This is a genomic window from Rhodococcus sp. BH5 (genome assembly GCF_027583855.1).
GTDB lineage: Bacteria > Actinomycetota > Actinomycetes > Mycobacteriales > Mycobacteriaceae > Rhodococcus_F > Rhodococcus_F qingshengii.
Genome location: NZ_JAJHVW010000003.1, coordinates 360,892 through 385,473 on the forward strand (window position 1 = coordinate 360,892; position 24,582 = coordinate 385,473).

Genomic DNA, 24,582 nt, shown 5'->3' on the forward strand with positions numbered 1-24,582 from the left:
GTGTCGATTCGTCGGCATCTCGACTATCCGCCGTCAGCACCACCCGACTCGAGGAGCACGCCAGCCCATGCATCTGACCCACCTTCTGCACAGGGCGGTTCAACAACAGCCGCACCGACCCTTGACCGTCTGCGAGCATCGCGAGCGCAACGCCCCACAGATCGCGAAGCGAGTCGCCAGACTCGCCGGAGCCCTGCGAGAGCGTGGCGTGGGTCCGGGCGACCGGGTCAGCATCCTGGCGTTCAACTCCGACCGTTACTTCGAGTCGTTGATGGCGACGTGGTGGATCGGCGCTGTCGTCAATCTCGTAAACCGTCACGGTTCCGTCCGTGAAGTCACCGACGCGGTCACCGGAGTCGGCAGCGCATTTGTACTCGTCGACGAGGAATGCCGGCTACTGGTGACCGGACTCGACGCCACTGTCACGCTCGTCTACATGGGCGACGAGCCGGCTCCCGCCGGAATGGCTGGTTTCGAAGACCTGATCGTCGAAGGCCCCGAGGTCGAGGACGTGCGTGCCGGCGGCGACACCTTGGCCGCGCTGATCTACACCGGCGGAACCACCGGCACTCCCAAAGCCGTCATGCACTCTCATCGCAGTTTCTCCACCGCCCTGCTCGGCGGTACCGGCTTTGCCCGGTCCTGCGAGATCGGTGGCATAACTCTGGTGATGGCTCCTCTGTTCCACATTGCCGCATTGCTCGGCATGATGGCCCAGACCCTGGTCGGCGGCACAGTCGTGTTCGCCAACCGCTTCGACGCCGGCGACGTGCTCGGCCTGATCGCGGGCCGTCGGGTCACCACGATGACCGCGATCCCGAGCATGTTGCAGATGCTCTACAACCATCCGGACTTTTCGGACACGGACGTCACCAGCGTCAAATCGATTGTGTACGGAGCCGCCCCGATGCCCGCGGCCATCCTGGAACGCGCGATGTCGCGCTTCCCCAACGCGAACTTCGTCCAGGGGTACGGCATGACGGAGACCGCGGTCATCGTCTCCCTGCTCGGATCGGATCACCGGGCCGGTGGTCCTCGCCTGCGCTCGGCGGGCCGTGCAAGCCTGCACGCCGAAATCATCATCGCCGACCGGGAAGGCAACGAGGTGCCACGGGGCACTGTCGGAGAGATCGTCACCCGCGGCGAGCACATCATGCTCGGATACTGGAATCGTCCGGAGGAGACCGCCGAAGCGCTACGCGGGGGCTGGCTGCACACCGGAGACCTCGCGTACATGGACGACGAGGGGTACATCTTCATCGTCGATCGCGCCAAGGACATGATCATCACCGGCGGCGAGAACGTCTATTCGGCCGAGGTGGAGGACGCCGTCGCCAACCACCCCGCTGTGTTGCGCTGCGCCGTCATCGGCCTGCCCGACGCTCAGTGGGGCGAGCGCGTGCATGCAGTGGTGGTCCTCAACCCACAACTGCATGCCACCGCCGAAGAAATTCGCGAGCACGTCAAAACCCAAATCGCAGGGTACAAAGCACCGCGCACGGTTGCCTTCGTCGAAGCACTGACGACCACGGCCACCGGTAAGACCGACAAACGTTCACTGCGCAGCCTCTACACCTAGCCAACCCCGCGTCGTCCGCGGAACAAGGAGACTTCCCATGAAGCGCACAATCTTCGACGATCAGCACGATGCCTTTCGCGAGGTGTTCCGGGGTTTTCTACACAGGGAGGTCGTCCCTGAGTTCGCGAAGTGGGAGGAACAGGGTTACGCGCCACGCGAGTTCTACCGCAAGCTCGGAGAATTGGGAGTCATGGGCTTCGACATCCCGGAGGAATACGGCGGCGCGGGGGCGACGAGCTACCGCTATCTGATGATCATCGGAGAGGAAGCCGCGCTGGCCGGTGTCTCATTGGGTAACTACCACGCGAGCGCCGGAATCGTTCTGCCCTACTTGCTCACTCTCGCAAACGAGGATCAGAAGAAGCGCTGGCTGCCCGCCTGTGCGAGTGGGCAGGCCGTGCTTGCCGTGGCGATGACCGAGCCGGGGACGGGTTCGGATCTGGCCGCCATTCGCACCACCGCGAAGCTCTCCGACGACGGAGAAAGCTACATCCTCAACGGCGCAAAGACCTTTATCACCAACGCCTCTCAGGCGACACACATGGTCGTGGTCGCCCGTACCGGCGACCCAGGTGAGAATCGCAGAGGCGGGCTCTCGCTGTTTGTCGTCGACACCGAATCCACCGGCTTCGAAGTTGGTCGCCGATTGGACAAGATCGGTTTGAAATTCAGCGATACCTGCGAGGTCTCGTTCACCAACGTCCGGGTACCGGTCACCGATGTACTCGGCGAGGAAGGAGCGGCCTTCAGCTACCTCGGACAGAACCTGCCCCGCGAACGCCTCGCCATGGCGGCCGGAGGGTGCGCCACCGCAGCCGCTGCCATCGCCCACGCGGTTTCCTACACCAGCGACCGACGAGTCTTCGGAAAACCGGTCGCAGACTTCCAGAACACCAAATTCGTTCTTGCCGAATGCGCTACGGATCTCGCCGCAGGTCAGACAATGGTCGATCACGCCGTCGCACTCGAAGACGCCGGCGAATTGAGTGCCGTCGACGCTGCGATCTGCAAGCTCTTCTGTACCGAGATGGCAGGCCGCGTGATCGACAAGTGTCTACAACTGCACGGCGGCTACGGGTACATCCTCGAATACCCGATCGCACGGTTGTACGCGGACACGAGGGTGTCGCGAATCTACGGCGGCACCAGCGAAGTCATGAAAACGATCATCGCGAAATCCCTGAGCCGATAGGAGCCCCGATGGACGAACTGTTGCAGCTCACTCACGCAGGCACTGCATACGGCGGGGCACCCGAATTTCGCGGAACCTGCTGTGCCGGTGGCCCAGATCGCGCCTACGGCGGCCATGTCGTCGCGCAGGCCCTGCTCGCTGCGCACCGCACCGTCGACCCTGTACGGTACGTGAACTCGCTTCACGCGTACTTCCTGTCCATGGGTCGACCGGGCGCCGAGGTGCAGTACCGAGTGCGAATCCTCCGAGACGGTGGCACCTATGCACTACGAGAGGTGACCGCCTTCCAGGGCGGCAATGCGCTGCTCTCACTGACCGCATCCTTCAAGAAGGAGGAACTCGGACCCGATCGCCATATTGCGATGCCCCACGTTCCCACACCGGAATCAATTCCGGCACAGAGCGAATCCGTTGATCGATTCTGGTCGGGCATCACGTCCTCGGCCATTCGCCAGGCAGTGCAGGTGCGCCCGATCAGCGGAGATTCGGCCGACGACGACGCTGCCGACCACGGCGGTGGCAGGGACCGCCGCATGTGGATTCGCATCGCAGGTGAAGTATCGAGCGATCACGGGATGCACGCCGCCGCACTTGCGTTCTGCTCGGACCTCACGCTGGCGCGAACCGCCGCCCTCGGTCATCTCGATCTGATCGGCGGGGGAAGTCCATCCCAGAAGCTCTTTCTCACTTCACTCGATCACGCCGTGTGGTTCCACCGCCCTTGCCGAACCGACGAATGGTTGCTGTTCGTTCAACGCAGCCCTACGTCGGGGGACGGACGGGGTCTGTCCAGTGGCGAATTCTGGACCCGCACCGGGGTTTTGGTTGCCACTGTCACCCAGGAAGTTCTCATTCGCGAAAAGCACGCTCCCACTTTCGACACGCGGCCGAAGCTCGCCGCGACCATGCAGGCAGGTTAACTACGTCAGGAGTAGATGTGCACGGAATGCCCTTCATGCCAGTATCTCTCGAGTATCCCGACGTTGCGTTCGACGCTGTTCTCGCCGGTTCGGCACGCGCCTACGGAGATCGTATTGCCCTACGGGACGGCGACCAGGCTCTCACTTTCATCGAACTCCACGATCACGCGCTCCGCATAGCGCAAGGACTGTCCGACAGGGGCATTCGACCTGGCGATCGTGTAGTTCTCCTGATGCCCAATTCCCTGTGGTACCCGGTCGCCTACTTCGGAATTCTGTGTGCCGGCGCCGTGGCATGCCCGGTCAACCACACTCAGCCGACGGAAACACTGCGAGAATTGTTGGCAGAGTTCTCGCCTCGTGCCGCGGTGGTTCACCCGTCCAGTGTGGCGGCATTCCGTGCGGCACAGAACTCGGGGCTCGAATTCACCGTCGTCGCTCCCCCGACCGCGGCGGCCCCGGCGAACTGCCCGTCGCAAGACAGCACAATCAGTGACGTCGATCTCTCTCATCTTCTCGAGTCGCCGGCCCTCACCCGAAAACTGGCGAGTTCACAAGGCGTCGCACATCTTCAGCTCACCGGTGGCACCACAGGCCGCTCGAAGGGCGTTCAGGTTCTGCACCGCAATCTGGTGGCCAGCACGATACAGACCACAGCGTGGCGTAGCTCGTCTCTTCCGGAAAGCGACGAAGACGGTGGCATTCGGATGGTTCCGGTACCCACTGCTGTACACGAGAATTCGGAGCGGATGGGCGAAGGCGTCATTGCCGTCGTCGCACCGTATTTTCACGGACTGGCTCTCGTCGGACAGTGCAATCACGTACTTGCCGGTACCACCACCCTCGTACTCGGCAGGTTCGATCCACACGAGTACCTCGCAACCATCGAGCGCCACAAGATCGACAGACTGATCGGCGCACCGGCGTTCTACCACCTACTCCTCGAGGCCTCGACCAAATCGACTCACGATTTGAGTTCGGTGCGTTCGGTGTTCTCAGGTGCTGCACCCATCGACACGACCACGTTGCGTCGCATGGGCGAGACATTCTCGAACGCGAAGGTCATCGAGGGTTACGGACTCAGCGAGGCGACAACCATTCTCACCAATCAACTCAACAACCCAGATGCGCGATCACCGATCGGCAGCGTAGGCCTACCGATCTTCGACACGCGAATATCATTGCGAGACATGGAAACCGAAGAGGAAGTCACAGCCGGTGAAGTGGGCGAGATCTGGGCGAGTGGACCGCAAGTCACCGCCGGGTACTTCGCCGCACCCGAACTGACCGCGCTCCAATTTCGTGACGGTTGGCTCAAGACCGGCGACTTGGGCAGATTCGACAGCGATGGAAATCTGTATGTCGTCGGCAGGAGCAAAGACATGATCATCTACAAGGGGTACAACGTATATCCGGTTCAGCTCGAGGAGGTGCTGTGCTCCCACCCCGGCGTCGCGCAGAGTGCGGTGATCGGCAGGCCCAATGACGAAGTCGGGCAGATCCCGGTGGCCTTCGTCGTAAGATCGCCGGGCGCGGCCAGGGTTTCGGCATCCGAACTCGTGGAATACGTGAGTGAGAAGGTGGCTCCCTACCAGCGCATCCATGCAGTCGAGTTCATCGAGGCGCTACCTTTGACTCCAACGGGAAAGGTGCAGAAGTCGCGGCTGTAGTTCCACCCGGTTGCGACCAGGGTAGTCAGGTGAGCGGTTTTCCACCCGTCACGCCGATGACTTCCCCAGTGGTGTAACTGGATTCGCCAGAGGCGAGAAATACATAGGCGGGAGCAAGCTCGGCCGGCTGACCTGCCCGCCCGAGCGGAACGTCGTCCCCGAACGTCTCGAACTTCTCCTTGGGCATCGTAGCCGGAATCAGTGGCGTCCAAATCGGTCCAGGTGCAACGGCATTGACCCTGATTCCCTTTCGTGCGACATCGGCGGCCAGTCCCTTGGTGAAGTCGATGATGCCCGCCTTTGTCGTGGCGTAATCGAGCAGCTCGGGCGACGGGGACGCACCTTGGATGGACGAGGTATTCACGATCGTCGATCCGGGCTCCATCTGCGCGATCGCTGCTTTGGAGAGCCAAAATAGTGCGTAGAGGTTGGTTTTCATCACACGGTCGAATTGTTCGGTGGTGATATCGGCGATGCCGCCCATCTGCACCATCTGAAACGCGGCGTTGTTCACCAAGATGTCGAGTCCGCCGAGTTCACGCACCGCGGTTTCGACCAAAGCAGAACAGTGTTCCTCGCTTCGGAGATCTCCCGGCACCGAGACGGCTTTGCGACCTGCCTCCTCGACCCAGCGAGCGGTTTCCCGAGCGTCCTGTTCTTCCTCGTCGAGATAACTCAGGACAACGTCCGCGCCTTCTCTGGCAAATGCAATCGCGACCGCACGTCCGATGCCCGAATCCGCTCCGGTGACAATCGCACGCCTTCCTTCGAGTCGACCGCTTCCTCGATAGGTGTTTTCACCGTGGTCGGGAGGAGAAATCATGTCTGCGGTGAGACCGGGATGTGCGATCTCCGCCTGCCGCTCACGCACAGGAGCGGGGAACCGCGTGGTCGGGTCCTGCATTGCGTACTGGTCCGGCATATCGATACTCCTCAGGTGACGCAGTTTCTCGTGGGCTTCTGGATGGATGCACTGCACATGCCTCCTTCCCGCCGAATAGAAATCGAAACCTCGGGGTGGCCGGGATCTCACTCGTCCTGGCGCCGACGATCTCGGTGCGTCGACCCCACTTGTTCGTTGTGGTTACTACGCGGTAGGTCGGGGTAGCCCGCGTAGCGGCGGTGGCTCCGCGACCCGCGGAGCACTCGTCGAGCAGAAGCTGAACATCACGTAAAGCACGCACCGACGAAGGGACGACCCCGATATGAGCAACTCCGAAACCACGTCCGCCTTGATCACCCAGTTACGCATCCTCCTCGGTCTGACGCACACCGAGATCCAGGTCGCCGAAACGCGCGTCGCACAGGCCAGAACCGAGGCTGTTCGACGCGAATTGACGGAAAACGCAGAGAACGGCCGTGAAAGGGCGAGTTCCATAGAGTCCACTGTTCGCGATCTGGGGGGCGTGCCGGAATTGGTCGGTCCGTTCATCGGACGCGCGACAGCCGGAGTGAAAGCGATGGTCGAACAGGCTCAGCCCTTCGACGAAGCGGTATTGGGAGACCTTGCGCTCGAACATCAACTCCTCGACCGCTCCCGCTACCTCAAGGCCCTGGCCACTGCCGGCGGCGATCAGACCGTCGCGGCGTTGGCCGACCGCCTCATCGCTGCACACTCCGCGACCGTGGACTGGCTCACGACTGTCTTGGCCGAAGAGGCACTCGGTGGACCGGCAGCTTTGCGCCGCACACCGATGCAAGCTGCCACCGGCGCGGCGATACGGCTGGTCAACGTTCCGGTCTCCTGGTCCACCCGCAGTCTCGACCGTGCCATCGACGCTGTTCGCACCTCACCGCCGGTACTGGGTGAGCTGATCAGCTGGGGCGCATATGCCGGTGACGTGACTGTGAAAACACTCTCGGCCAGTAGGGATGCGGCCATCGCCACGGCTGAGAAGGTCACTCGCCGAGAAGGTGCTGACGGTGCCGCCGACGTTTTCCGTTCGGTACGGAAGTCGAGTGGGCTACTCGACCCCACTGAACTTCCCATCGAAGACTTCGACGAACTCAACGTCACCCAAGCCGTCTCCGCCGTGAAGGAACTGACCGACGCCGCACAGGTGCGGGACATCGTTGCGTACGAGGAAGCGCACAAGAACCGACACGGCGTCGTATCCGCTGCCCAGGCAAGACTCGCAGCGATCGCCCAGGAAGTCGTCGGAATCAACTAGAGCGTTCAATCGACATATCGAGAGTCCGACTCTCGGAACCGCGAGCACTGGACCTCGTGAAAGCGGGATTCGCGGCCAGGGGCACCCGAGACCGTCAAGAAGATGACAGCGGCTCTCGAAGCCCTCTGATCAGTTCGACGCGCGCGGAATCGAGAATTTCCTCGGAGAGCGGGGAACCCTTGGTAGCTCGCGAAAGAACCAGTGCACCGAGCATGGTGGAGAGCCGGAGGAGACCGACAGCTTCGTCGTCGGCAAGAGCTGCGGCAAAATCCCCCACTCCCTCCGTGTAAACCCGACGGGCCTCGCTGTCTGCAGGCTCGCGCGCCATGTCGGCGGCGAGCGCAGCAGCGGGGCATCCGTCTGCCGGGTTGTCGCGATGCGCCACCGAGAGATAGGTATCGATCAAAGCTTTTCGGGCGGAGTCACGTTGCCCTGCATGCTCTTCGAGTTCCGCAGAATGCAGCTGAGCCAGTTCCTTGAAGGCGTGGGTGGTCGCTTCGTCGATGAGAGCGTCCTTGGACGCGAACTGCTTGTAGAAGCCACCGTGGGTCAGCCCCGACGCCTTCATCAGGTCGGCGACGCTGAGGTGAGTGCCCTTCTCTCGGAACAGTCGGGCTGCGGTTTCCACGACGCGCCGACGGTTCTCTTCCGCTTGTTGCTGCGATACGCGGCCCATCACAACGCCTTCCAGTTTGGATTTCACTTGACATCTATCCTAGCCGACACTTAGATTTGATTCATAATCTAAACGTCACGAGCAATCACAACACTGGGAGAATCATGGACCTGAACAAGACGGTTGCGGTCGTCACAGGAGCCAATCGCGGGCTCGGACGCCATCTGGCTGCGGGACTCGTCGAGCGCGGCGCAAAGGTGTACGCGGCTGCGCGCAATCCGGAAACTGTCGATCTACCCGGCGTCATCCCCCTGAGGTTGGACGTGACGGACGCCGAATCGATAACCGCCGCCGCGCAAATCGCATCGGATGTGACCTTGCTGGTCAACAACGCAGGTATTTCTACCTCGGCGCCCTTGATCGGGGGCGACATCGATGACATTCGACGAGAGATGGACGTCAACTTCTACGGCCCGCTCGCCGTGACCCGGGCGTTTGCTCCTGTCATCGAAAACAACGACGGCGGAACAATACTCAACGTTCTGTCGGTGCTGTCCTGGTTCCATCCAGCCGCGCTCGGGTCTTACGCGTCGTCGAAGGCAGCGGCCTGGGCGATGACCGACGCCGTTCGAGAAGAACTTGCGCCGCGCAAAATCTCCGTATCGGCACTGCATGTCGCATACATGGATACCGACATGGCCGCTGGCGTACCCGCCGAACAGAAGATCGATCCTGCCGACGTCGCCGCGCAAGCACTGGACGGTATCGAAAGCGGGCTCGCCGAGATCCTCGCTGACGACACCACCCGGTACGTCAAGGGGAGTCTGTCCTCGTCGAACTCCGAGTAAGCAAGGGACTGCAGACGAGTGACGCTTACCCCACCGTTTTGAGGCTGGCCAATCTGCTCAGGATCGGTGCCCGCCAAGCTGCGAGGTCTTCCGGACCGTTCTCTTCCCACAACTCGTACAACTCCGAAGTGTCGCTGTCGGAAACTGCACGCTCGAGTGCGGAGAGGACCCAACTCTTCTGCTCCGGGCTCAAGGTGCTGACGTACCCGGCGGCGTCAATTCCATCCAGCTGCACAGGCTTCGGCGCAACGCCGTGCGCAACCGCAAGAATCTCGGCGACGGCGATTGCTGTTTGAGCATCATCGGCATCGAGATAACCGCCATCGGGGTGGCTAGCGTAATCGTCGATGTCGTAGTCACCCGCCTGTACTGCGCTGAGCAGGTCGCCCGCTACGTCGTTGTCGAAAGGTCCTGAACCCCAAGTCCCCATGCTGTCTCTCCGATCCGTACCCGGCGCACCTGTCGTAAAGATATTAGTGAATCACAGGCTTCGGCCAGGACCCTCGGGCTGGAAGTACTGCGTTCGCCGGAAATCGACATCAGCGCAACGGCACGCGAAGGATGCGGTCATCACCGGGGTTGGGGTCGCCACGACCGTCGGTGTTGTTCGTCAGTATCCACAGCGACCCGTCCGGTGCGAATACAACATCACGGAGGCGCCCGTATTCGTCGACGAATTGCTCGTCGGCGGTCGCGGGATCGGTCAAGGGCACCGTGCGGAGTCGCTCACCACGAAGGTTGGCGATGTAGATCGTGCCGTCGTGGATGGCGATTCCGCTGGGGCTGGCATCATCCGGTGACCATTGTTGGAGCGGGTCGATGAATCCGTCTTCCCCCGCAATCCCTTCGACCTCGGGCCACCCGTAGTTTCCGCCGGCTTCGATCCGGTTGAGTTCGTCCCAGGTGTCCTGCCCGAACTCGCTGGCGTACATCGTGCCGTCCTCGGTCCAGGCAATGCCCTGGGAGTTGCGGTGGCCGTAGCTGTAGACGAACGAGTTCGGAAACGGATTATCTTGCGGCACATCACCATCCGGAGTCATTCGAAGGATTTTCCCGGACATCGAGTCGAGGTCCTGAGCTCTGTCTCGACTACCGGCATCACCGACGGTCACGTACAGCATCCCGTCCGGGCCGAACGCGATGCGACCACCGTTGTGGTAGTTGGCCGAAGCGAGCCCGTCGAGAATCGTCTCGGCCGGCCCGAGCGCGAATTCCCCCGGAGCACCGATGATGTCGAAGCGTTCGATCCGGTTCTCCCCGTTCGCGGTGAAGTACGCGTACAGGCGGTTTTCACGTGCTGCGATCCCTAGTAAACCGCCCTCACCTCTTGGGCTGACGCCGTCGACGACTCCCACCTCGCGGCTGTTTCCGCCGGCGTCGAGTTCGAGGATTCGCGCGCTGTCGCGCTCACTGACTAGTGGTGTATCGCCGTGGAATGCGATCGACCAGGGCGCGTCCAAGCCGTCGGCGACGGTCTCGGGTTCACCGAAGGCCGCGGCGGGCGCCGATCGTGTTGTCGTGCTTGCCTGTGGACCGGGCCCTTCAGGATCCTCGCTACCGCAGGCCGTCAGGAAGGCCGAAAGGAGCACGGCGGCGCCAAGCCCTCGGATCTGTCGTCGTGTCATGGGCGCGCCTCCCGGGTTCAGGCAGTCTTTGCGCCGACGGTAGCGCGCAATCGGCCACACCGGGAGTCCCTTCGAGTACCCCCAACGACCGGGACTCCCTCGCAGGCGACGGGCGTGATGCCCTGGACGGGTGCGCCACGACATACGCGTCGTCAACAGAAAGAGAACTGACCACCTCATGATTTCCGCCCCGACCGTCGAAGAAACCGGCCGCCTGCCGCTCGTGATCTACGTGCTGGCCGTCGGAGTTTTCTTGATGGGTACAACCGAATTCGTCGTCGCCGGCATTCTTCCCGAGATCGCGGGTGACCTCGGTACGTCGATCGCGAACGTCGGCCTGATGATCACCGTCTTCGCGATCGGAATGATTGTCGGCACGCCGGCGATGGCGATCTTGACACTCAGGGTTCCTCGACGCGTGACCTTGAGCTCGGCGCTGGTTGTTTTCGCGATCGGACACGTCATCGTTGCGCTCTCGTCCAACTTCGGACTCATTCTCGGCGCCCGCTTCCTCACAGCCGTGGCGACGGGCGCATTCTGGGCAGTCGCTGCAGTGGTCGGGGCAAAAGCGGCCGGCCCGGCGTCTTCCTCGCGCGCGCTCGGCATCGTCTTGGGTGGAGGCATGCTCGCGAACGTCATCGGTGTTCCGCTCGGCGCTCTGGCCGGTCAGAGCATCGGGTGGCGTGGTCCTTTCTGGGCCCTCGCCGCCCTCGCACTCGTTGCCGCGGCCGTCGTCCACCGATTGGTACCCGCCGACACCGACTCCGGTGCGGTGCCGTCCTGGCGAGCGGAGATCGCGAGCCTACGGGACGGACGCATCTGGCTCGTTCTGTCCGGTTGCGCCGTCGTGTGCGGGTCGTCGCTGGCGGCGTACAGCTTCATCTCTCCGCTGTTGACCGAGAACACGGGACTTGCTGCGTCGGCAGTGCCGCTAGTGCTTGTCGGCTACGGACTCGGTGCGTTCGTCGGCTCCAATCTCGGCGGTCGACTCGGTGCGAAGCATCAGTACGGGGTCTTGTTCGTCTCGGCAGCGATGACGTTTCTCGTACTCGGGGCGCTCTGCCTCTTCTCGCACAACGTGATCGTGACGGTGATTCTCGTAGTCATGCTGGGACTGTTCGGCATGTCGACCAATCCCATCCTGATCGGGATGGCTGTGCGTTATGCCGATCAGGCGCCGACGATGGCTTCTGCTCTCAGCACCTCGTCGTTCAATCTGGGCACGGCGGTCGGCTCCTGGATCGCCGGGTTTGCGTTCGCCTCGAGTCTCGGTGCCACTGGGCCGGTGTTGGTAGGCACCGGCGTTGCCGCTCTCTACTTTCTGCCGCTGATGATCCTGTTGCGCAAGGAACGCACGAAGCGCACCACCGTCGAAGTCGTCAACTGACGACCCGATCAACCGTCGCGCAGTTCGTCAGCCGTCCGTCAGCGACCGCTCCGACACGTGAGGAGCAGAGTCCGCATTCTCACTGGCTGCCAACGAGGCGAGTAGCTGCATCCGTTCCGCGGACGGCGATCCCGGCTCTGCGGTGTAGATCGTGAGCGTCAACCCCGGCTCGGCGGCCATCTCCAAACCTTCGAAGGCAAGCGTCAGCTCCCCCACGGCGGAGTGGTGAAAAGTCTTGAATCCGGTGCCGTGATGGCGGACGTCGTGCGCGCCCCACCGACGCCGGAATTCCTCACTCCGAGTGCTGAGTTCACCGATCAGATCGTGCAATTCCTTGTTGTGAGGATCTCGCCCAGCCTCGGTTCGCAGAATCGAGACGGTCACCTCGGCAAACGCGTTCCAGTCCGGATAAAACTCGAAAGCCCTTTCGTCGAGGAACGTGAAGCGCGCGATGTTCGGGGGCTGCCCCGGCATGTCGTACAGGTCCTTGTAAAACGCACGCGCGAGTGGGTTGACAGCAAGAAGATCCATGCGACCGTTCCGCACGAAAGCGGGTCCCGCGGTGACTGCATCAAGCGCCCACTGCAGGCTCTGATGGGGCTTCCAGCCCTTCGCATTTCGCCGACGCGGGGGCCTGGCTACCGGGCTTGCCGCGTGCGCGAGATCAAAAAGGTGGGCGCGCTCGGCGTCGTCGAGTCGTAAGGCCTTCGCGATACTGTCGAGTACACCCGGCGATGCGCCGCTGATCGCTCCGCGCTCGAGCCTCGTGTAGTACTCGACGCTCACGCCGGCGAGGGTTGCCACTTCACTTCGACGTAGACCGTCCACGCGGCGGTTCGATCCGGCCGGAAGTCCAACTTGTTCGGGCGTGACTCGGGCGCGCCGCGAGGTCAGGAATTCGCGTACTTGCGCTCGATCGTCCATGCCATCGAGCCTAAGTCAGTGACCGGTAGCGAGGGAGTCCCTCGCAGTACCACTATCGCGCGGGACTCCCGCACGCCGCCGAATCGTGATCAGGTTGAAGTGACACGAGAAAACCGATGGTGAGGAGCCACGTCATGCGCGCTGTCGTCATGCATGCCCCCGGCGACGTCCGGGTCGAAGAGATCGAAGCGCCGGTGATCGTCGAACCGACCGACGCGATCATTCGCGTTACAGCCACCTGCGTCTGCGGTTCCGACCTCTGGCCGTACCGCGGCATCGAAGAGCTGAATGGCCCGACGCCGATGGGACACGAATACGTGGGCGTCGTCGAACAGGTCGGCCCCGACGTCAACGACATCGAAGTTGGGGACTTCGTCGTGGGCTCGTTCGTCGCGTCGGACAACACCTGCGAAATCTGCGAGGCCGGCTTTCAGTCTCGCTGTATACACCAGGTCATGATGGGCTCGGTCGGCACCCAATCCGAATACGCTCGCATCCCGCTCGCGGACGGCACCCTCGTCCCTGTCCACGGAGAGCCGACCGAGCGGCAGGCCCGCAGCCTCCTTGCAGCCTCCGACGTACTCGGCACCGGTTGGTTCGCCGCCGTAGCTGCGGAAGCCGGACCTGGCAAAACGGTCGCCGTCGTCGGCGACGGCGCAGTCGGACTTTTGGCGATCCTCGCTGCCAGACAACTCGGCGCCGAGCGGATCATTGCCATGTCACGTCACGCCGACCGGCAGGCACTCGCCACACAATTCGGCGCCACCGACATCGTCGAAGAGCGGGGCGACGCGGGCATCGCGAAGATCAAGGAACTCACCGGCGGCTACGGCGCCCACTCGACCGTCGAAGCCGTAGGTACCCAAGAATCGATGATGCAGGCTATCGGAGCTACCCGCCCCGGCGGACATGTCGGCTACGTCGGGGTATCCCACGGCGTCGAACTCGACGGCATGAACCTGTTCTTCGCGACGGTGAGCCTGCTCGGCGGTCCCGCGCCGGTCAGGCGATTCCTACCCGAACTGATCGAGCTCATCATGACCGACCAGATCGACCCAGGCATCGTCTTCGACCTCACTCTCCCGTTGGAGGACGCCGCCGCAGGCTACCGGGCGATGGACGAGCGGCGCGCCACCAAAGTGCTACTCACCCTCTGACCGATACCAAAGGCTCACGAGACAGAACTGGGCTCTACACGCCGATCGAGAAACGTCTCGGCTACCAACGAGAGGCGCTCTTGGTTTACCGAGCAGCATGTTCACTGATCACAGCGAATGCGTATGACGCCGAAGGTGAGGATGGGTACTTCTATTGGTGCGCAGTCGCTTTGATCCCAGAGGATGCTACGCGACTGATATGCACCCCCACCGGCGGAAACCGATTGTACGAGTGAATGTTTCAATGAGAGCGACTCGGCGCTACTTTGCAGCAACGAAACTCGTCTCTACCTACGGTTGCGTACTGAATTCCTTGTGGGGCAGGCTTTCTTGTGTACTGCTGACGAGCCGTATCTGCTGACGAACCGTATTGCTGACGAACCAAGGTCGGAGAACAATGGGTCACTACAAAAGCAACGTGCGTGATATCGAGTTCAATCTGTTCGAGGTGCTCGGGATCGGCGAACTGTTGGATGCCGGCGCTTACGGGGACCTCGACACCGACACTGTGCGCAACATTCTTGCGGAAGTAGCGAGACTGGCAGAAGGCCCGGTCGCCGCGTCCTTCGCCGACGCGGATCGGAACCCTGTCGAATTCGACGCACCCAATCACGCAGTTGTGGTCCCGGAACCTCTGCGCAAGACGGTCGAGGCGGTGAACGAGGCCGGTTGGTCGCGACTCGGCCTACCAGAAGGCATGGGTGGTGTTCCTGCTCCTGCACCGTTGGTCTGGGTGATCGGCGAAATGTTGGTCGCGGCAAACGGATCCGCAAGCTTTTTCAACATGGGTCCACTGATGGCGAGCGTGCTCTACACCATCGGAAACGAACAGCAAAAACACTGGGCCAAAGAAGGATTCGAGCGCGGATGGGCCGGAACGATGGTGCTCACCGAACCAGACGCCGGATCCGATGTAGGCGCAGGCCGAACAAAGGCAATCGCGCAGGACGACGGCACGTGGCACATCGAGGGCGTCAAGCGATTCATCTCCGGCGGTGACGTCGGAGACACGGCCGAGAACCTCTTCCACTTGGTGCTTGCCCGGCCCGAGGGAGCCGGTCCAGGAACCAAAGGTTTGAGCCTGTTCTACGTTCCGAAGTCCCATTTCAACTCGGACACACTTGAACTGGGAGAGCGCAACGGTGTGTACGTCACCGGCGTCGAGCACAAGATGGGTCTCAAGTCTTCCCCGACTTGCGAGCTCACCTTCGGAGCGACGGACGTTCCTGCCGTCGGCTGGCTCGTGGGTGATGTCCACAACGGTATCGCCCAGATGTTCCAGGTCATCGAGAACGCTCGAATGATGGTGGGCACCAAGGCTACCGGAACACTGTCCACCGGCTATCTCAACGCCCTCGAGTACGCGAAAGAACGAATTCAAGGCGCAGACCTCACCGAGCTGACAAACAAGACCGCGCCCCGCGTGGCCATTACGCACCACCCCGACGTCCGACGCAGCCTGGCGATGCAGAAGGCCTACGCCGAAGGCCTCCGAGCGGTCTACCTCTACACCGCTGCACACCAGAATGCCGATGTCGCCGAGTTGGTTTCGGGTGCGGATGCCGAATTGGCGGCGCGGGTCAACGATCTGCTGCTGCCGATCGTCAAGGGCGTCGGCTCCGAGAAGGCCTACGAACTGCTCACCGAGAGCCTGCAGACCCTGGGCGGCTCCGGTTATCTTCAGGACTACCCCATCGAGCAGTACATCCGCGATGCCAAGATCGACACCCTGTACGAGGGCACCACGGCAATCCAGGCGCAGGACTTCTTCTTTCGAAAGATCGCACGCGACCGCGGCGTTGCGCTCGCTCACGTAGCCGGTCGCATACGAGAGTTCATCGACAGTGAGGCCGGGAACGGTCGACTCAAGGCCGAGCGAGTCCTACTCGAGACCGCCTTGACCGACGTGCAGGAGATGGCCGGGACGCTCACCGGGTATCTGATGGCTTCCCAGGACCAACCCTCCGAGTTGTACAAGATAGGCCTCGGCTCGGTGCGCTTTCTGTACGCGGTAGGCGACCTGCTCATCGGATGGCGCCTGTTGGTGCAAGCGGAAGTCGCGTTGGCAGCCTTGGACCGTGACGCGTCGGCAAAGGACCGGTCGTTCTATCGGGGCAAGGTGGTCATCGCGTCATACTTCGCCAAGAACATCCTGCCCGTCCTGGCGTCGACCAAAGAAATCCTGGGTTCCCTCGACAACGAGATCATGGAACTCGAGGAAGACGCATTCTGACAACGTGCCACAGTGAAGGCATGTATCTGCCCGACATCGAGTACGTAGGGGTCTGGAGCTTTCCGATCATGGGGCCGGATGCACCAGACGACGCTCCCGCCAACGTCGTCGAGGCGTGCCAGGCTGTCGGCAAGGATCTGCAATGCCGCTGGCACGGCCCCGATACGTACATGGAGAACTGCCTGTGGACGGTCTCGTTGCTCGATGACGGCCACTGCCACCTCGCGCTCGACGCTGGACCACGGCCGAAGCACAAGAGTGCAGGAACCAGCCCGTTGAGGGGCTTCGGGTTTGGCGGGCCGCACACCGAACAGCCTGTACAGGAGTTGACGGCCCTGATCGCCGGCGAAGTCCAGGACGAGCTGGCCGGCGGATTTCCCTTTGTGCACTGGCCCATCGAGAAGGACCGATTCTTGATGCCGACATTGCGTGCCGGACGCGCGGTATGGGTGGTTCGCAGCACTGATCGCATTGTCTCCGAGATCGGCGAACTCTGCCCGAGATGAGAATGCTTGCTGCGTGATTCAAACGTGGTCGTGAACCGGCGACGGAATCTTGTTGGAACGGTAAGAGTCTGCGCTCCGGTTCGGCCGCCAGAGACGCCAGTGTTTCGCGGACAACCGGAACGGGAGATGGTCTTGTAGGTGACGAGCACCGGACGACAACCGTTCGTCTGCTGGCAGGTTGAGCCACAGGGACAGTGAGGATGCCGCGTTCCCAAGGGTTGCGCGTATGCCTGACTCGCCGAGAGTCCGGCCGTATCCGTCGACGGCAAAGCGGCCGAACGCGTCGGGCGTGATGTCGGGATACGGCGCATGGGTGTCCGGGTCGATCAGGCGTACGGGCGCACTGTAGGTCAGTGCCGCCAAAGAACGTCCGTGGGTTGTGACCGCATCGGAACCAACGAGGGCATCGAGCGCTTCGTTGACAGAACCAGGTGGGACGTTCCATTCGGTATGGGTTTGCGCTTTGTAGCGGGGCCCACCGAGGATCCCAGTGGCAAGCTCTGTCAATTGCGCGGTCGGCGCGGGTGGCCCGCCCTGGCGGATCTCTAATGTCCACGACGGCAACGACACTGGTTCGATGCAGGCTTCCAGAAATGTCTGCAGGCGTTGAAATGCCACGTCGGGGCGCTTGACTCGAAGCGAGTGTGCACCACTGGGCAGCCCGTCGTATGTCACTACCTCGGGCAATGTGATGTCCGGTGTCCGCGCCGTCACAGGTTAGCCAATCGCGAAAGCACTACCCCGGCTGGTTTCTCCGTCGCGTGGCGATAGCCGGTGCCGGCCCATAGGTGCATGCGCTCGGGATCTGCCTGCGCAACAGCGGCTTTGCGCATCGGGTTGGTCAGGTGATGGATGGCCGGATACCCGATGGGCGCCCGTGCGTCGTAGCGATCGATGAACTCGTTCCGAAGTGCTCGTGCAGGACGTCCCGTGAAAGCTCTTGTGACGACCGTGTTCCCGCGTGACGTGTCGGCCAGAGCTGCCTTGTGCGGAGCCGAGGCACCACTCTCCTCGGTGCGCAGCAGTACGGTACCGACCACTGCCGCGTCCGCTCCGGCACGTAAGGCTGCAGCGACGTCGGCGGAGGTCGCCAGTCCACCGGCCGCCAATAGCGGAACCGAGGTGCGATGACGGATTTGTGCGATCAGTTCGGTGATCGGTGTTTCTGCCGGAGCCTGCAGGGGAGTGAGCGTTCCGGAGTGGCCGCCGGCAGCCGACGATTGCACCACAAGCAGATCGGCACCGGCGTCGACGGCAAGGAGCGCCTCTGCCTCCGAAGTCACAGTGAGGACGACAAGTGAACCGGCAGCGCGCAGCGCCTTGATGACGCCGGGTGCGGGAAAGCCGAAGGTGAAGCTGACCACCGGAACCGGGCTGGCCAGGAGCAGATCGATCTTGTCCTCGAAGTAGTCGTCGTCTTCGACCGGCTCACCGTCAGCCAGTGTGATGCCATAGCGATCCGCCTCGACCTGAATCGCCCTGGTATAGGCACGGTAGGCATCGACGTCGACAGGCACCGGGTTGGGTGCAAAGACGTTGACACCGAACGACACTCCCTCGGCGCGCACGGCGTCGATCTGGTCGGACAGAGCCTGAGGCGTCTTGTACCCGGCGGCGAGGAATCCGAGACCGCCTGCGCGAGAGGCAGCAGCAACAAGTGCCGGTGTGGAAGCGCCGCCGGCCATGGGGGCTGCGATGACAGGGACCTTCAGGTCGAGATCGGTTGTGAGTGCGCTCATTCGAACATCTCCAGTCCTACGTCGGGTAGTGCTCCGGCGGTTTCGTCATCTGACATCAAAAACTACCTCCTCAGTCGAGGTGGCCGTCCGAGGGTCCGCATCGAGATCGGAAGGGAATCGGAACCGCAAAACCGCGGCGGCCACTGCTGCGCCCAGAACGACGGCCGCACCCAACAGCAGAGCGTCGCGATACCCGTCTCGCAGCAACGGAGTGACAACGAGTGGGCCGAGAATCTGACCGACGCTGTATCCAGCGGTCAGCAACGCCACGGCGCGTGGGAACTGCAGGTGCGCGCCGATTGCCAACACAATTGACCCGATACCAAGGAAGGTGACACCGAACAGAAAAGCTGAAATCAGTGCGGGGCCGACGCCTCCGATCACAGCAGGAAGCGCTATGCCCACCGCCTGAATCAACAGGGCAACGAGAAGCAGAGTCGGCCTCGACCAACGCAGGCTGAGCCAAGCCCACAGGGCGCACGAGGGAAATGCGGCCAGACCGACCACTATCCAAGCGCCGCTGCCCACCCATTCTGGAGCGGCGAGATCGATTGCGGCAACAAGGAACGTGCCCGCGATGATGTAGCCGATGCCTTCCAGGAAATAACTGATGACCAAGGCAGTGAACCCGCGTTGGGGAGTGGGAGTTCCCGGCGCGTCCGGTGTGATGGCCGGACGCGGTTCCGGCGTCAATCCCCAGGCTGCGACCGCACACACCACTGCAAGGGCCGCAGATGCCAGCCAGGCTGTACTCCAGGTACCGATGAAGCGGACGACCAACACGAGGACCCCGGACAGGGCGATACCCAACCCAACTCCGCCGAATCCCCATCCGGCCAGAAATTGGGACTGCCCCCGAAGGTGCGCGTGCAAAGCGCTGACGGCGATCATGAAGACGAGGGCACTGGCAATGCCTGCGATGAGCCGCAGGGCGAACCAGATGGATCCGTCGTGGGTAGTGGGCATGAGCGCCAAAGTCGCGATGAGGACCACCAACGACGTGCGCATCACCGCTGCCGAGCGCACCGCGCCGGGAATGAGGATTCCCGCGAGCGCGCCGATCAGGTACCCGACGTAGTTGGCCGTCGCCAGGGTGGCGCCGAGCGAGGCCGACAGACCGGCCTGCGTGTGCATCAACGGCAGAATCGGTGTGTACACGAATCGACCGATTCCCATGCTCGCCGCCAGCGCAGCGGCAGCTTGGACAGCGTGCGCTCGCGGGGAGACGCCGTTGTGGACTGTGGTCATGGTCTTATCGTGTGCCCTGGCCGCGCCGGACCGCCACGACCGCTTTGCTCCTGACTGATAGGCACAACCTCCCACCGCACGTAGCATGAAGGATCGTGGAGCTGCGTCAGCTGAGATATTTCGAGGTCGTCGCCGAGGAACTGCACTTCGGCCGAGCCGCGGCGCGGCTACTGATAGCCGGGCCGTCATTGTCGCAGCAGATCATGGCACTCGAGCGCGACCTCGGCGTCAAGCTGTTCGTCCGCGACCGCCGTTCCGTCGCTCTGACGCCAGCCGGCGCGGCCTTGCTCCCTGATGTTCGTGCGCTACTCGAGAGTGCCGAGAATCTGCGACGCCGCGCGGAGCGTCTGTCCGGAGCGGAGCCCGTCCGGATCGGCTACGTCAATTGGCTCCCCACGGATCTGATCGCGAGCACTTCAGGGGTCGCGCAACTGCACGTCGACGCCTGGGTGGTGCCATCACACGCACAGGCCGCGCGGGTGGCAGACGGCAGCCTCGACCTGGCGATCGCCTGGGTACGGAAATACGATGTCGCCCAAAACGGTTTGAACGCCAGACTGCTCGGTACGGATCGGCTCTACGCCGTCTCCACCGGAGAGGACACCACACCGGTGCGGGCACGCGACGTCGTCGTGCTCGTCGACGACGACACCACCTCCTGGTATTCGTGGAACGTCTTCGCCGAAGAATTCGCTCGCGATACCGGCGCACAGATTCTGCGCATCAACGACGGTGGTATCACCGGTCCGGCATTCTTCGATCACGTCCGTGCCGTCGGCCGTCCGGTCGTCAACTCGCCCAAAGGGCAGACCATCACGCTGCCGAGCGATCTCACGGCACGTGCGGTGATCGACCCGGCGGCAATCTGGACGTGGTCTCTCCTGTGTCGCGAGAACGAAACGCGTCCTGCCGTTCTCGCGGCCGTCGACGCTCTCACCCGCGGCGTGACTGATCTCGGAATCCACGAGGACGGGATATGGCTACCCATGGACGATCCTTACCGGAGGACTCGATGACACGACGCGCTATTCGAGTTTTCTGGGGACGACGGCCGGAATCGGTGCAGGCCGTGGCCTCCCGGTGGCGTCGGACGTTGGAGCAAGTCGAATTCCTGTTGCCCGAGGTGGTCGGCGGGTCGTGGCAACAGATCCATTCCGCTGGACCTGCTACTGCCGTGACCGTCGACCAGTTGGCACACGTGCTCGAGAACGCGCAGGCCGCCGAAGACTGGTCGGATCGTCTGGGAATCGGGTTGAGGCTCGCATCCGGAGGAGGGCCCGAATGGGGGCTCGAACTCTCCGGGTTGGCCGGCGGCGAACCGGAAATCGTCCTACAGTCGATGATTCTCGCTGTCAGCGCGCCGGACGCCGCCGAAGTTCCTGAGACAGAACTACTTCGGATGCTCGCCGCGGTGTGGGAACCGGACTTCGGGGACGTCACCGACGACAACATCCTCGACGCTCTCGAAGACGAGTCCGACTATCGCGTCGGTGATCCCGTGATCGGCCGAGTCGGCTACCTCTCGTCCGCTCGCGCTGACGCGATCCCGGATGACCTGGCAGCAGGCGTTGCCGCGTTACCGGGCGGCGTGTTGCTACAGATCGGGGCCGTCGATGGGGTCGTTCGGGCGTACGAGCGCCTGCGCGAGACCGGCGCACTCGATCCGCTTCCACGTCCACTGGACCGCGCAGTCTTCTGAAGGCGGTTACCGTTCGTCGAGTTTGGGTAGCCCGGGCGTCGGAACGAAGTCTCGCCTCGGCACTACCGCCGAAAAATGAACCGAAAGGCCCACCGCATGGTTGACGTCACCCGCAAATTCACCGCCGAGGTACCGATCGAGAAGGCTGCGGCGTTTCTCCGCGACTTCGCCAATGCGCCGACGTGGGATCCGGGCACCGAGAGTTGCACGCAGATCTCCGACGGTCCTGTCGGCGTCGGAACCCAATGGCACAACGTGTCGAAGCTGTTCGGCGTCACCACGGAACTGACGTACACGCTGGTGACCGACGAGCTGAATCACGTTGTTCTCGAAGGAAAGAACAAGACTGCCACCAGTACCGACGACATCACCTTGACTTCGGTGGGTCCGAACTCGACCGAGATCGAGTATCACGCGAACGTCGAGTTCAACGGTGCCGCCAAGATTGCGTCGCCTCTCCTGAAGGCGGGATTCGAAGCCAAAGTGGCACCGGAGACGGTGAAGAAGATGACGGACGCCCTCGAAGCTCTCTGACAAGTCCGTCAGGTTCTTGTCACTATGGGTTGCCGCCGCTCGCGCCACCGTTGCGAGCTTCGATGGCATCGATGGACTTCGTGAACGACTTTCCCAGCACTTGGGTGCCGACGAGTCCGAGTACCGACGCCAGGAGCTTTCCCTTGAGGTTCTTGCCGTCCCGGACCACGACGGCGTCGACATCGGTCAGGCCCGTCGGTTGCCGGGTCAGCGTGTAGGTATGGCTCGACGCCCCGCCCCACAGGTTGGAGTCGGTGGTTGTCATCACGACGCGGTGCGGGTCGGTCCAGTCGTAGTGCAGACGCTCCCAGATACCACTGGAGCCCTCGGTGACATCAGCATCGTGGGGTCCTTGTTGGTGCACTTTCAGGTAGCTGTCCGCACTGCGGCCGAAGATTTCCTCACGGCCCGGGCCGAAGTCGGTCAGGCCGGCAAGGACCTGTTCGGGCGTCGCAGTGGTCGTCTTGTGAAGATGGATCGTGGTCATGGCGCCTTCTTTCAACTGTGGATGATCCGGTGCTGAAAAAGCCGGGGAGTGACTCATCCAGCACACCACTCACACGAAATGAATGAAAGAGAATTGCTCGCCCTGTCTCGATCCGCTGTCTCGATCCGCTATTCGACGCCGCGCCGGCTGGCAGTGATTGCGCCGTGCGGCCTGTAGCCGCTCCCCGTCCGGGTATGGGTCTCGATCACGTCGAAGCCCGCTGTGACCAGCACCTCGGCAAGTTCGGTCACCGGCCATCGATAACCAGTCGTCGCGGCGTGATCAAAAGGCTCCACGGTCACGCCTTCGAAGAAGCCCACCAGCAACCCACCACCTGGGCGGATCACGCGCGCGAATTCAGCGAGCGGTGCCTCGATATCTTGCGGGTGATGGTGAATGAGCGAGTACCAGGACAGCACGCCGCCCAGTGAATTCGTTTTCGCGTCCAATGCCTCGAAGCCCCCGACCTCGAAGGAAAGATCCGGGTATCGGGTGCGGGCTCGTTCGACGAACTCGGGCACGAGATCGATCCCGCTCACAGCCAGCCCGCTCTGGGCCAGGAAGTCTGTCCACTGCCCCGGCCCGCACCCGGCGTCGAGTACGGGGCCGGTCAAAGTGGCAGCCCAGCTGGTCACCAGGTCCCGATCAGATACGTGCGTCGAATCCATCGAGCCGAAGAGGTCCGTGTACTCCTGGGATCTGGCCGAATACGACTCTCGGACTACGTCGCGGCGCGTTGCACTCGAATTCTCCACGCCGTCAATGATTATCGATGTGCACCATTCCTTCGCCACAACTCGCCGAACCGAAGGTTCATACTCTGTTGAAGGCCTACGGTCACGTCCGGAAACTGAGGTCATATGGTGGAAGAGAAAGAACTGGCGGCGAAGATCCGCGAACTACTCAATGCCCGATCGGCCGAGTCGAGCATCTGCCCCTCCGACGTGGCCCGCGCAGCGGCACCCGACAATTGGCGTCCGCTGATGGAATCCGTCCGAGAGGCTGCCCGCCACATGGTGGCCGACGGCGAAGTGCAGATCACCCAGGGCGACGAAGTCGTCGACCCGGAATCCGTACGAGGTCCGATCAGGATTCGGTGGGCTCGTTGATCAACCGCGTAACTTCTGGCGGCGCTGCTCTCGCAGCGTGAATCAGCGGAAACGGTCCAGATGCTCACGCAGGAACGCATCCAGGCTTCGTGGCTCACGCCCCAGGACACGTGCCACCGTGTCGGTGGGTGACTCCGGGCGCGAGACGGCAAGTTGCTGGATCTCCAGAATGTGCTCGGCCAGCCACGGAGGCATGTGGGCATGATCGACGAGGTTTTGCCGCAGTTCGTGCGGTGGCAGGTCGATATATTGGACGGGGCGATCGAGCATGCGGGTCAGAGAATCGGCGATGCCGCCGTAGCCGACTGCCTCGCTACCCGTCAGGACGTAGGTACCGCCGGCGAGGTCGGCGCGTGTGAGCACGGCCGCGGCGACGTCACCGATGTCTCGGCAGTCGATCCAGTTGCACGGCGCGTCCCGCATTGCGCCCAGAATCACCCCTTGCGCAGCCACCGCCGGAGCCAGGAGCAACAGATTCTGCATGAACGCATAAGGGCGGAGCAGAGTGTGGCGGATCCCGGATGCACGCAGGTGTTCGCCGACGGCATGGTGGCCGCGGGAGAGAGCGATGGGGGAGTCGGCCGCGGCGGCGGGGTCGGAGATCTTGACGATGTGTTCGACGCCGCTCTCGGCGGCGATGTCGATCACACGCGTTTCGAGCTCGACCTGTTCGAGGCCGTTGGCCATGGCGAGGAAAAGTTGTTCGGCCCCTTCGAAAGCCGTGCGCAGCGAAGTTGGGTCTGAGGCATCGGCCGGCACTACTTCGACCAAACCGTCGGCCAAGTCGCCGAGGTGGGCGCGCAGCCTGTCCGGGTCGCGGGACAACGCTCGGCTCGGCACACCCGAGGATGCGAGACTGCGTAGCAACGCGCCGCCTGTGGTTCCGGACGCTCCCATGATGACGATCATCGTGTTCCTTTCGGTCTTCCCCGGGAAGC

General features: G+C 62.7%; 25 protein-coding genes. 14 read left to right on the plus strand and 11 right to left on the minus strand.

All coding sequences use genetic code 11. The features are described from left to right. Positions 1 to 67 precede the first annotated feature (67 nt). From RhoBH5_RS10730 to RhoBH5_RS10745, 4 genes are read left to right on the plus strand one after another with little or no spacing between them, the layout of a single operon-like run. Positions 68 to 1,579: a long-chain-fatty-acid--CoA ligase gene (locus RhoBH5_RS10730; protein WP_270008257.1), complete on the plus strand. Its 1,512-nt coding sequence runs from the start codon at positions 68 to 70 to the stop codon at positions 1,577 to 1,579. A 37-nt stretch (positions 1,580 to 1,616) separates the two neighbouring features. Continuing rightward, positions 1,617 to 2,771 (plus strand): acyl-CoA dehydrogenase family protein, encoded by a 1,155-nt coding sequence (locus RhoBH5_RS10735; RefSeq protein ID WP_165638491.1) that lies wholly within the window; start codon positions 1,617 to 1,619, stop codon positions 2,769 to 2,771. Positions 2,772 to 2,779: 8 nt separating this feature from the next. After that, positions 2,780 to 3,691 (plus strand): acyl-CoA thioesterase, encoded by a 912-nt coding sequence (locus RhoBH5_RS10740; protein WP_003942886.1) that lies wholly within the window; start codon positions 2,780 to 2,782, stop codon positions 3,689 to 3,691. A gap of 35 nt (positions 3,692 to 3,726) precedes the next feature. Continuing rightward, entirely contained in the window at positions 3,727 to 5,361 is a 1,635-nt protein-coding gene (locus RhoBH5_RS10745) for a class I adenylate-forming enzyme family protein (RefSeq protein WP_270008258.1), read from the plus strand. Between the two features lie 25 nt (positions 5,362 to 5,386). On the opposite strand, the gene RhoBH5_RS10750 is transcribed toward RhoBH5_RS10745, so the two are convergent. After that, positions 5,387 to 6,283: an SDR family oxidoreductase gene (locus RhoBH5_RS10750; protein WP_007735622.1), complete on the minus strand. Its 897-nt coding sequence runs from the start codon at positions 6,281 to 6,283 to the stop codon at positions 5,387 to 5,389. A gap of 283 nt (positions 6,284 to 6,566) precedes the next feature. Between RhoBH5_RS10750 and RhoBH5_RS10755 the strand changes: the two genes are divergently transcribed. Next, positions 6,567 to 7,532, plus strand: a complete 966-nt coding sequence (locus RhoBH5_RS10755) for a hypothetical protein (RefSeq protein ID WP_030537448.1) — start codon at positions 6,567 to 6,569, stop codon at positions 7,530 to 7,532. A gap of 94 nt (positions 7,533 to 7,626) precedes the next feature. On the opposite strand, the gene RhoBH5_RS10760 is transcribed toward RhoBH5_RS10755, so the two are convergent. Then, positions 7,627 to 8,235 (minus strand): TetR/AcrR family transcriptional regulator, encoded by a 609-nt coding sequence (locus RhoBH5_RS10760; protein ID WP_211097547.1) that lies wholly within the window; start codon positions 8,233 to 8,235, stop codon positions 7,627 to 7,629. Positions 8,236 to 8,312: 77 nt separating this feature from the next. On the opposite strand from RhoBH5_RS10760, the gene RhoBH5_RS10765 reads away from it, so the two are divergent. Beyond that, positions 8,313 to 8,996 (plus strand): SDR family oxidoreductase, encoded by a 684-nt coding sequence (locus RhoBH5_RS10765; protein ID WP_007735616.1) that lies wholly within the window; start codon positions 8,313 to 8,315, stop codon positions 8,994 to 8,996. Between the two features lie 25 nt (positions 8,997 to 9,021). Here the strand turns inward: RhoBH5_RS10765 and RhoBH5_RS10770 are convergent, their stop codons facing one another. Beyond that, complete coding sequence (locus tag RhoBH5_RS10770; RefSeq protein ID WP_003942974.1) at positions 9,022 to 9,426, minus strand: DUF4259 domain-containing protein; 405 nt, start codon at positions 9,424 to 9,426, stop codon at positions 9,022 to 9,024. Between the two features lie 109 nt (positions 9,427 to 9,535). Beyond that, the gene (locus tag RhoBH5_RS10775; RefSeq protein WP_064443532.1) at positions 9,536 to 10,621 is read right to left on the minus strand and encodes a PQQ-dependent sugar dehydrogenase; all 1,086 of its coding nucleotides are present in this window, start codon (positions 10,619 to 10,621) and stop codon (positions 9,536 to 9,538) included. A gap of 178 nt (positions 10,622 to 10,799) precedes the next feature. On the opposite strand from RhoBH5_RS10775, the gene RhoBH5_RS10780 reads away from it, so the two are divergent. Continuing rightward, on the plus strand, positions 10,800 to 12,008 hold the full coding sequence (locus RhoBH5_RS10780; RefSeq protein ID WP_064443531.1) for an MFS transporter: 1,209 nt from the start codon (positions 10,800 to 10,802) through the stop codon (positions 12,006 to 12,008). A gap of 27 nt (positions 12,009 to 12,035) precedes the next feature. Here RhoBH5_RS10780 and RhoBH5_RS10785 read toward each other — a convergent pair whose 3' ends face one another. Then, positions 12,036 to 12,932 carry a helix-turn-helix transcriptional regulator gene (locus RhoBH5_RS10785; protein ID WP_029256657.1) on the minus strand — a complete coding sequence of 299 codons (897 nt, stop codon included), beginning with the start codon at positions 12,930 to 12,932 and terminating at the stop codon, positions 12,036 to 12,038. Positions 12,933 to 13,066: 134 nt separating this feature from the next. Here RhoBH5_RS10785 and RhoBH5_RS10790 point away from each other — a divergent pair, with 134 nt between their 5' ends. The 3 genes from RhoBH5_RS10790 to RhoBH5_RS10800 all read left to right on the plus strand — a co-directional run bounded on the left by RhoBH5_RS10790 (position 13,067) and on the right by RhoBH5_RS10800 (position 16,828). Next, positions 13,067 to 14,089, plus strand: a complete 1,023-nt coding sequence (locus RhoBH5_RS10790) for a zinc-dependent alcohol dehydrogenase family protein (RefSeq protein ID WP_030537173.1) — start codon at positions 13,067 to 13,069, stop codon at positions 14,087 to 14,089. Positions 14,090 to 14,486: 397 nt separating this feature from the next. Continuing rightward, positions 14,487 to 16,322, plus strand: a complete 1,836-nt coding sequence (locus tag RhoBH5_RS10795) for an acyl-CoA dehydrogenase (RefSeq protein ID WP_270008259.1) — start codon at positions 14,487 to 14,489, stop codon at positions 16,320 to 16,322. Positions 16,323 to 16,342: 20 nt separating this feature from the next. Then, positions 16,343 to 16,828, plus strand: a complete 486-nt coding sequence (locus RhoBH5_RS10800) for a hypothetical protein (protein ID WP_007735610.1) — start codon at positions 16,343 to 16,345, stop codon at positions 16,826 to 16,828. Positions 16,829 to 16,846: 18 nt separating this feature from the next. On the opposite strand, the gene RhoBH5_RS10805 is transcribed toward RhoBH5_RS10800, so the two are convergent. The 3 genes from RhoBH5_RS10805 to RhoBH5_RS10815 are packed head-to-tail and all read right to left on the minus strand — an operon-like array spanning position 16,847 to position 19,815. Then, positions 16,847 to 17,542, minus strand: a complete 696-nt coding sequence (locus RhoBH5_RS10805; protein ID WP_270008260.1) for a hypothetical protein — start codon at positions 17,540 to 17,542, stop codon at positions 16,847 to 16,849. Continuing rightward, positions 17,539 to 18,567 (minus strand): NAD(P)H-dependent flavin oxidoreductase, encoded by a 1,029-nt coding sequence (locus tag RhoBH5_RS10810; protein WP_270008261.1) that lies wholly within the window; start codon positions 18,565 to 18,567, stop codon positions 17,539 to 17,541. Before RhoBH5_RS10810 ends, RhoBH5_RS10805 begins: the two co-directional genes overlap by 4 nt. 45 nt (positions 18,568 to 18,612) lie before the next feature. Next, on the minus strand, positions 18,613 to 19,815 hold the full coding sequence (locus RhoBH5_RS10815; protein WP_270008262.1) for a YbfB/YjiJ family MFS transporter: 1,203 nt from the start codon (positions 19,813 to 19,815) through the stop codon (positions 18,613 to 18,615). Between the two features lie 95 nt (positions 19,816 to 19,910). Between RhoBH5_RS10815 and RhoBH5_RS10820 the strand changes: the two genes are divergently transcribed. The 3 genes from RhoBH5_RS10820 (at position 19,911) to RhoBH5_RS10830 (ending at position 22,048) form a co-directional block, all read left to right on the plus strand. Next, entirely contained in the window at positions 19,911 to 20,831 is a 921-nt protein-coding gene (locus tag RhoBH5_RS10820; protein WP_270008263.1) for a LysR family transcriptional regulator, read from the plus strand. Then, positions 20,828 to 21,514: a hypothetical protein gene (locus RhoBH5_RS10825; protein ID WP_270008264.1), complete on the plus strand. Its 687-nt coding sequence runs from the start codon at positions 20,828 to 20,830 to the stop codon at positions 21,512 to 21,514. Before RhoBH5_RS10820 ends, RhoBH5_RS10825 begins: the two co-directional genes overlap by 4 nt. 96 nt (positions 21,515 to 21,610) lie before the next feature. Continuing rightward, positions 21,611 to 22,048 carry an SRPBCC family protein gene (locus tag RhoBH5_RS10830; RefSeq protein WP_030537167.1) on the plus strand — a complete coding sequence of 146 codons (438 nt, stop codon included), beginning with the start codon at positions 21,611 to 21,613 and terminating at the stop codon, positions 22,046 to 22,048. Between the two features lie 22 nt (positions 22,049 to 22,070). Here the strand turns inward: RhoBH5_RS10830 and RhoBH5_RS10835 are convergent, their stop codons facing one another. Continuing rightward, positions 22,071 to 22,535 (minus strand): hypothetical protein, encoded by a 465-nt coding sequence (locus RhoBH5_RS10835; RefSeq protein WP_030537166.1) that lies wholly within the window; start codon positions 22,533 to 22,535, stop codon positions 22,071 to 22,073. 128 nt (positions 22,536 to 22,663) lie between these two features. After that, positions 22,664 to 23,290 carry a class I SAM-dependent methyltransferase gene (locus RhoBH5_RS10840; protein ID WP_270008265.1) on the minus strand — a complete coding sequence of 209 codons (627 nt, stop codon included), beginning with the start codon at positions 23,288 to 23,290 and terminating at the stop codon, positions 22,664 to 22,666. A 105-nt stretch (positions 23,291 to 23,395) separates the two neighbouring features. On the opposite strand from RhoBH5_RS10840, the gene RhoBH5_RS10845 reads away from it, so the two are divergent. After that, complete coding sequence (locus RhoBH5_RS10845; protein WP_270008266.1) at positions 23,396 to 23,644, plus strand: DUF3253 domain-containing protein; 249 nt, start codon at positions 23,396 to 23,398, stop codon at positions 23,642 to 23,644. A gap of 42 nt (positions 23,645 to 23,686) precedes the next feature. Here RhoBH5_RS10845 and RhoBH5_RS10850 read toward each other — a convergent pair whose 3' ends face one another. Beyond that, a complete protein-coding gene (locus RhoBH5_RS10850) occupies positions 23,687 to 24,553 on the minus strand; it encodes an NmrA family NAD(P)-binding protein (RefSeq protein WP_058227799.1) in 867 nt (288 codons plus the stop codon). Between the last annotated feature and the right edge of the window lie 29 nt (positions 24,554 to 24,582).

What these genes read in the sequence shown, in the direction of transcription:
- RhoBH5_RS10730 (WP_270008257.1), top strand. Translation starts at nt 68, where the DNA reads ATGCATCTGACCCACCTTCTGCACAGGGCGGTTCAACAACAGCCGCAC.
- RhoBH5_RS10735 (WP_165638491.1), top strand. Translation starts at nt 1,617, where the DNA reads ATGAAGCGCACAATCTTCGACGATCAGCACGATGCCTTTCGCGAGGTG.
- RhoBH5_RS10740 (WP_003942886.1), top strand. Translation starts at nt 2,780, where the DNA reads ATGGACGAACTGTTGCAGCTCACTCACGCAGGCACTGCATACGGCGGG.
- RhoBH5_RS10745 (WP_270008258.1), top strand. Translation starts at nt 3,727, where the DNA reads ATGCCAGTATCTCTCGAGTATCCCGACGTTGCGTTCGACGCTGTTCTC.
- RhoBH5_RS10750 (WP_007735622.1), bottom strand. Translation starts at nt 6,283, where the DNA reads ATGCCGGACCAGTACGCAATGCAGGACCCGACCACGCGGTTCCCCGCT.
- RhoBH5_RS10755 (WP_030537448.1), top strand. Translation starts at nt 6,567, where the DNA reads ATGAGCAACTCCGAAACCACGTCCGCCTTGATCACCCAGTTACGCATC.
- RhoBH5_RS10765 (WP_007735616.1), top strand. Translation starts at nt 8,313, where the DNA reads ATGGACCTGAACAAGACGGTTGCGGTCGTCACAGGAGCCAATCGCGGG.
- RhoBH5_RS10770 (WP_003942974.1), bottom strand. Translation starts at nt 9,426, where the DNA reads ATGGGGACTTGGGGTTCAGGACCTTTCGACAACGACGTAGCGGGCGAC.
- RhoBH5_RS10775 (WP_064443532.1), bottom strand. Translation starts at nt 10,621, where the DNA reads ATGACACGACGACAGATCCGAGGGCTTGGCGCCGCCGTGCTCCTTTCG.
- RhoBH5_RS10780 (WP_064443531.1), top strand. Translation starts at nt 10,800, where the DNA reads ATGATTTCCGCCCCGACCGTCGAAGAAACCGGCCGCCTGCCGCTCGTG.
- RhoBH5_RS10785 (WP_029256657.1), bottom strand. Translation starts at nt 12,932, where the DNA reads ATGGACGATCGAGCGCAAGTACGCGAATTCCTGACCTCGCGGCGCGCC.
- RhoBH5_RS10790 (WP_030537173.1), top strand. Translation starts at nt 13,067, where the DNA reads ATGCGCGCTGTCGTCATGCATGCCCCCGGCGACGTCCGGGTCGAAGAG.
- RhoBH5_RS10795 (WP_270008259.1), top strand. Translation starts at nt 14,487, where the DNA reads ATGGGTCACTACAAAAGCAACGTGCGTGATATCGAGTTCAATCTGTTC.
- RhoBH5_RS10800 (WP_007735610.1), top strand. Translation starts at nt 16,343, where the DNA reads ATGTATCTGCCCGACATCGAGTACGTAGGGGTCTGGAGCTTTCCGATC.
- RhoBH5_RS10810 (WP_270008261.1), bottom strand. Translation starts at nt 18,567, where the DNA reads ATGAGCGCACTCACAACCGATCTCGACCTGAAGGTCCCTGTCATCGCA.
- RhoBH5_RS10815 (WP_270008262.1), bottom strand. Translation starts at nt 19,815, where the DNA reads ATGACCACAGTCCACAACGGCGTCTCCCCGCGAGCGCACGCTGTCCAA.
- RhoBH5_RS10825 (WP_270008264.1), top strand. Translation starts at nt 20,828, where the DNA reads ATGACACGACGCGCTATTCGAGTTTTCTGGGGACGACGGCCGGAATCG.
- RhoBH5_RS10830 (WP_030537167.1), top strand. Translation starts at nt 21,611, where the DNA reads ATGGTTGACGTCACCCGCAAATTCACCGCCGAGGTACCGATCGAGAAG.
- RhoBH5_RS10835 (WP_030537166.1), bottom strand. Translation starts at nt 22,535, where the DNA reads ATGACCACGATCCATCTTCACAAGACGACCACTGCGACGCCCGAACAG.
- RhoBH5_RS10845 (WP_270008266.1), top strand. Translation starts at nt 23,396, where the DNA reads ATGGTGGAAGAGAAAGAACTGGCGGCGAAGATCCGCGAACTACTCAAT.
- RhoBH5_RS10850 (WP_058227799.1), bottom strand. Translation starts at nt 24,553, where the DNA reads ATGATCGTCATCATGGGAGCGTCCGGAACCACAGGCGGCGCGTTGCTA.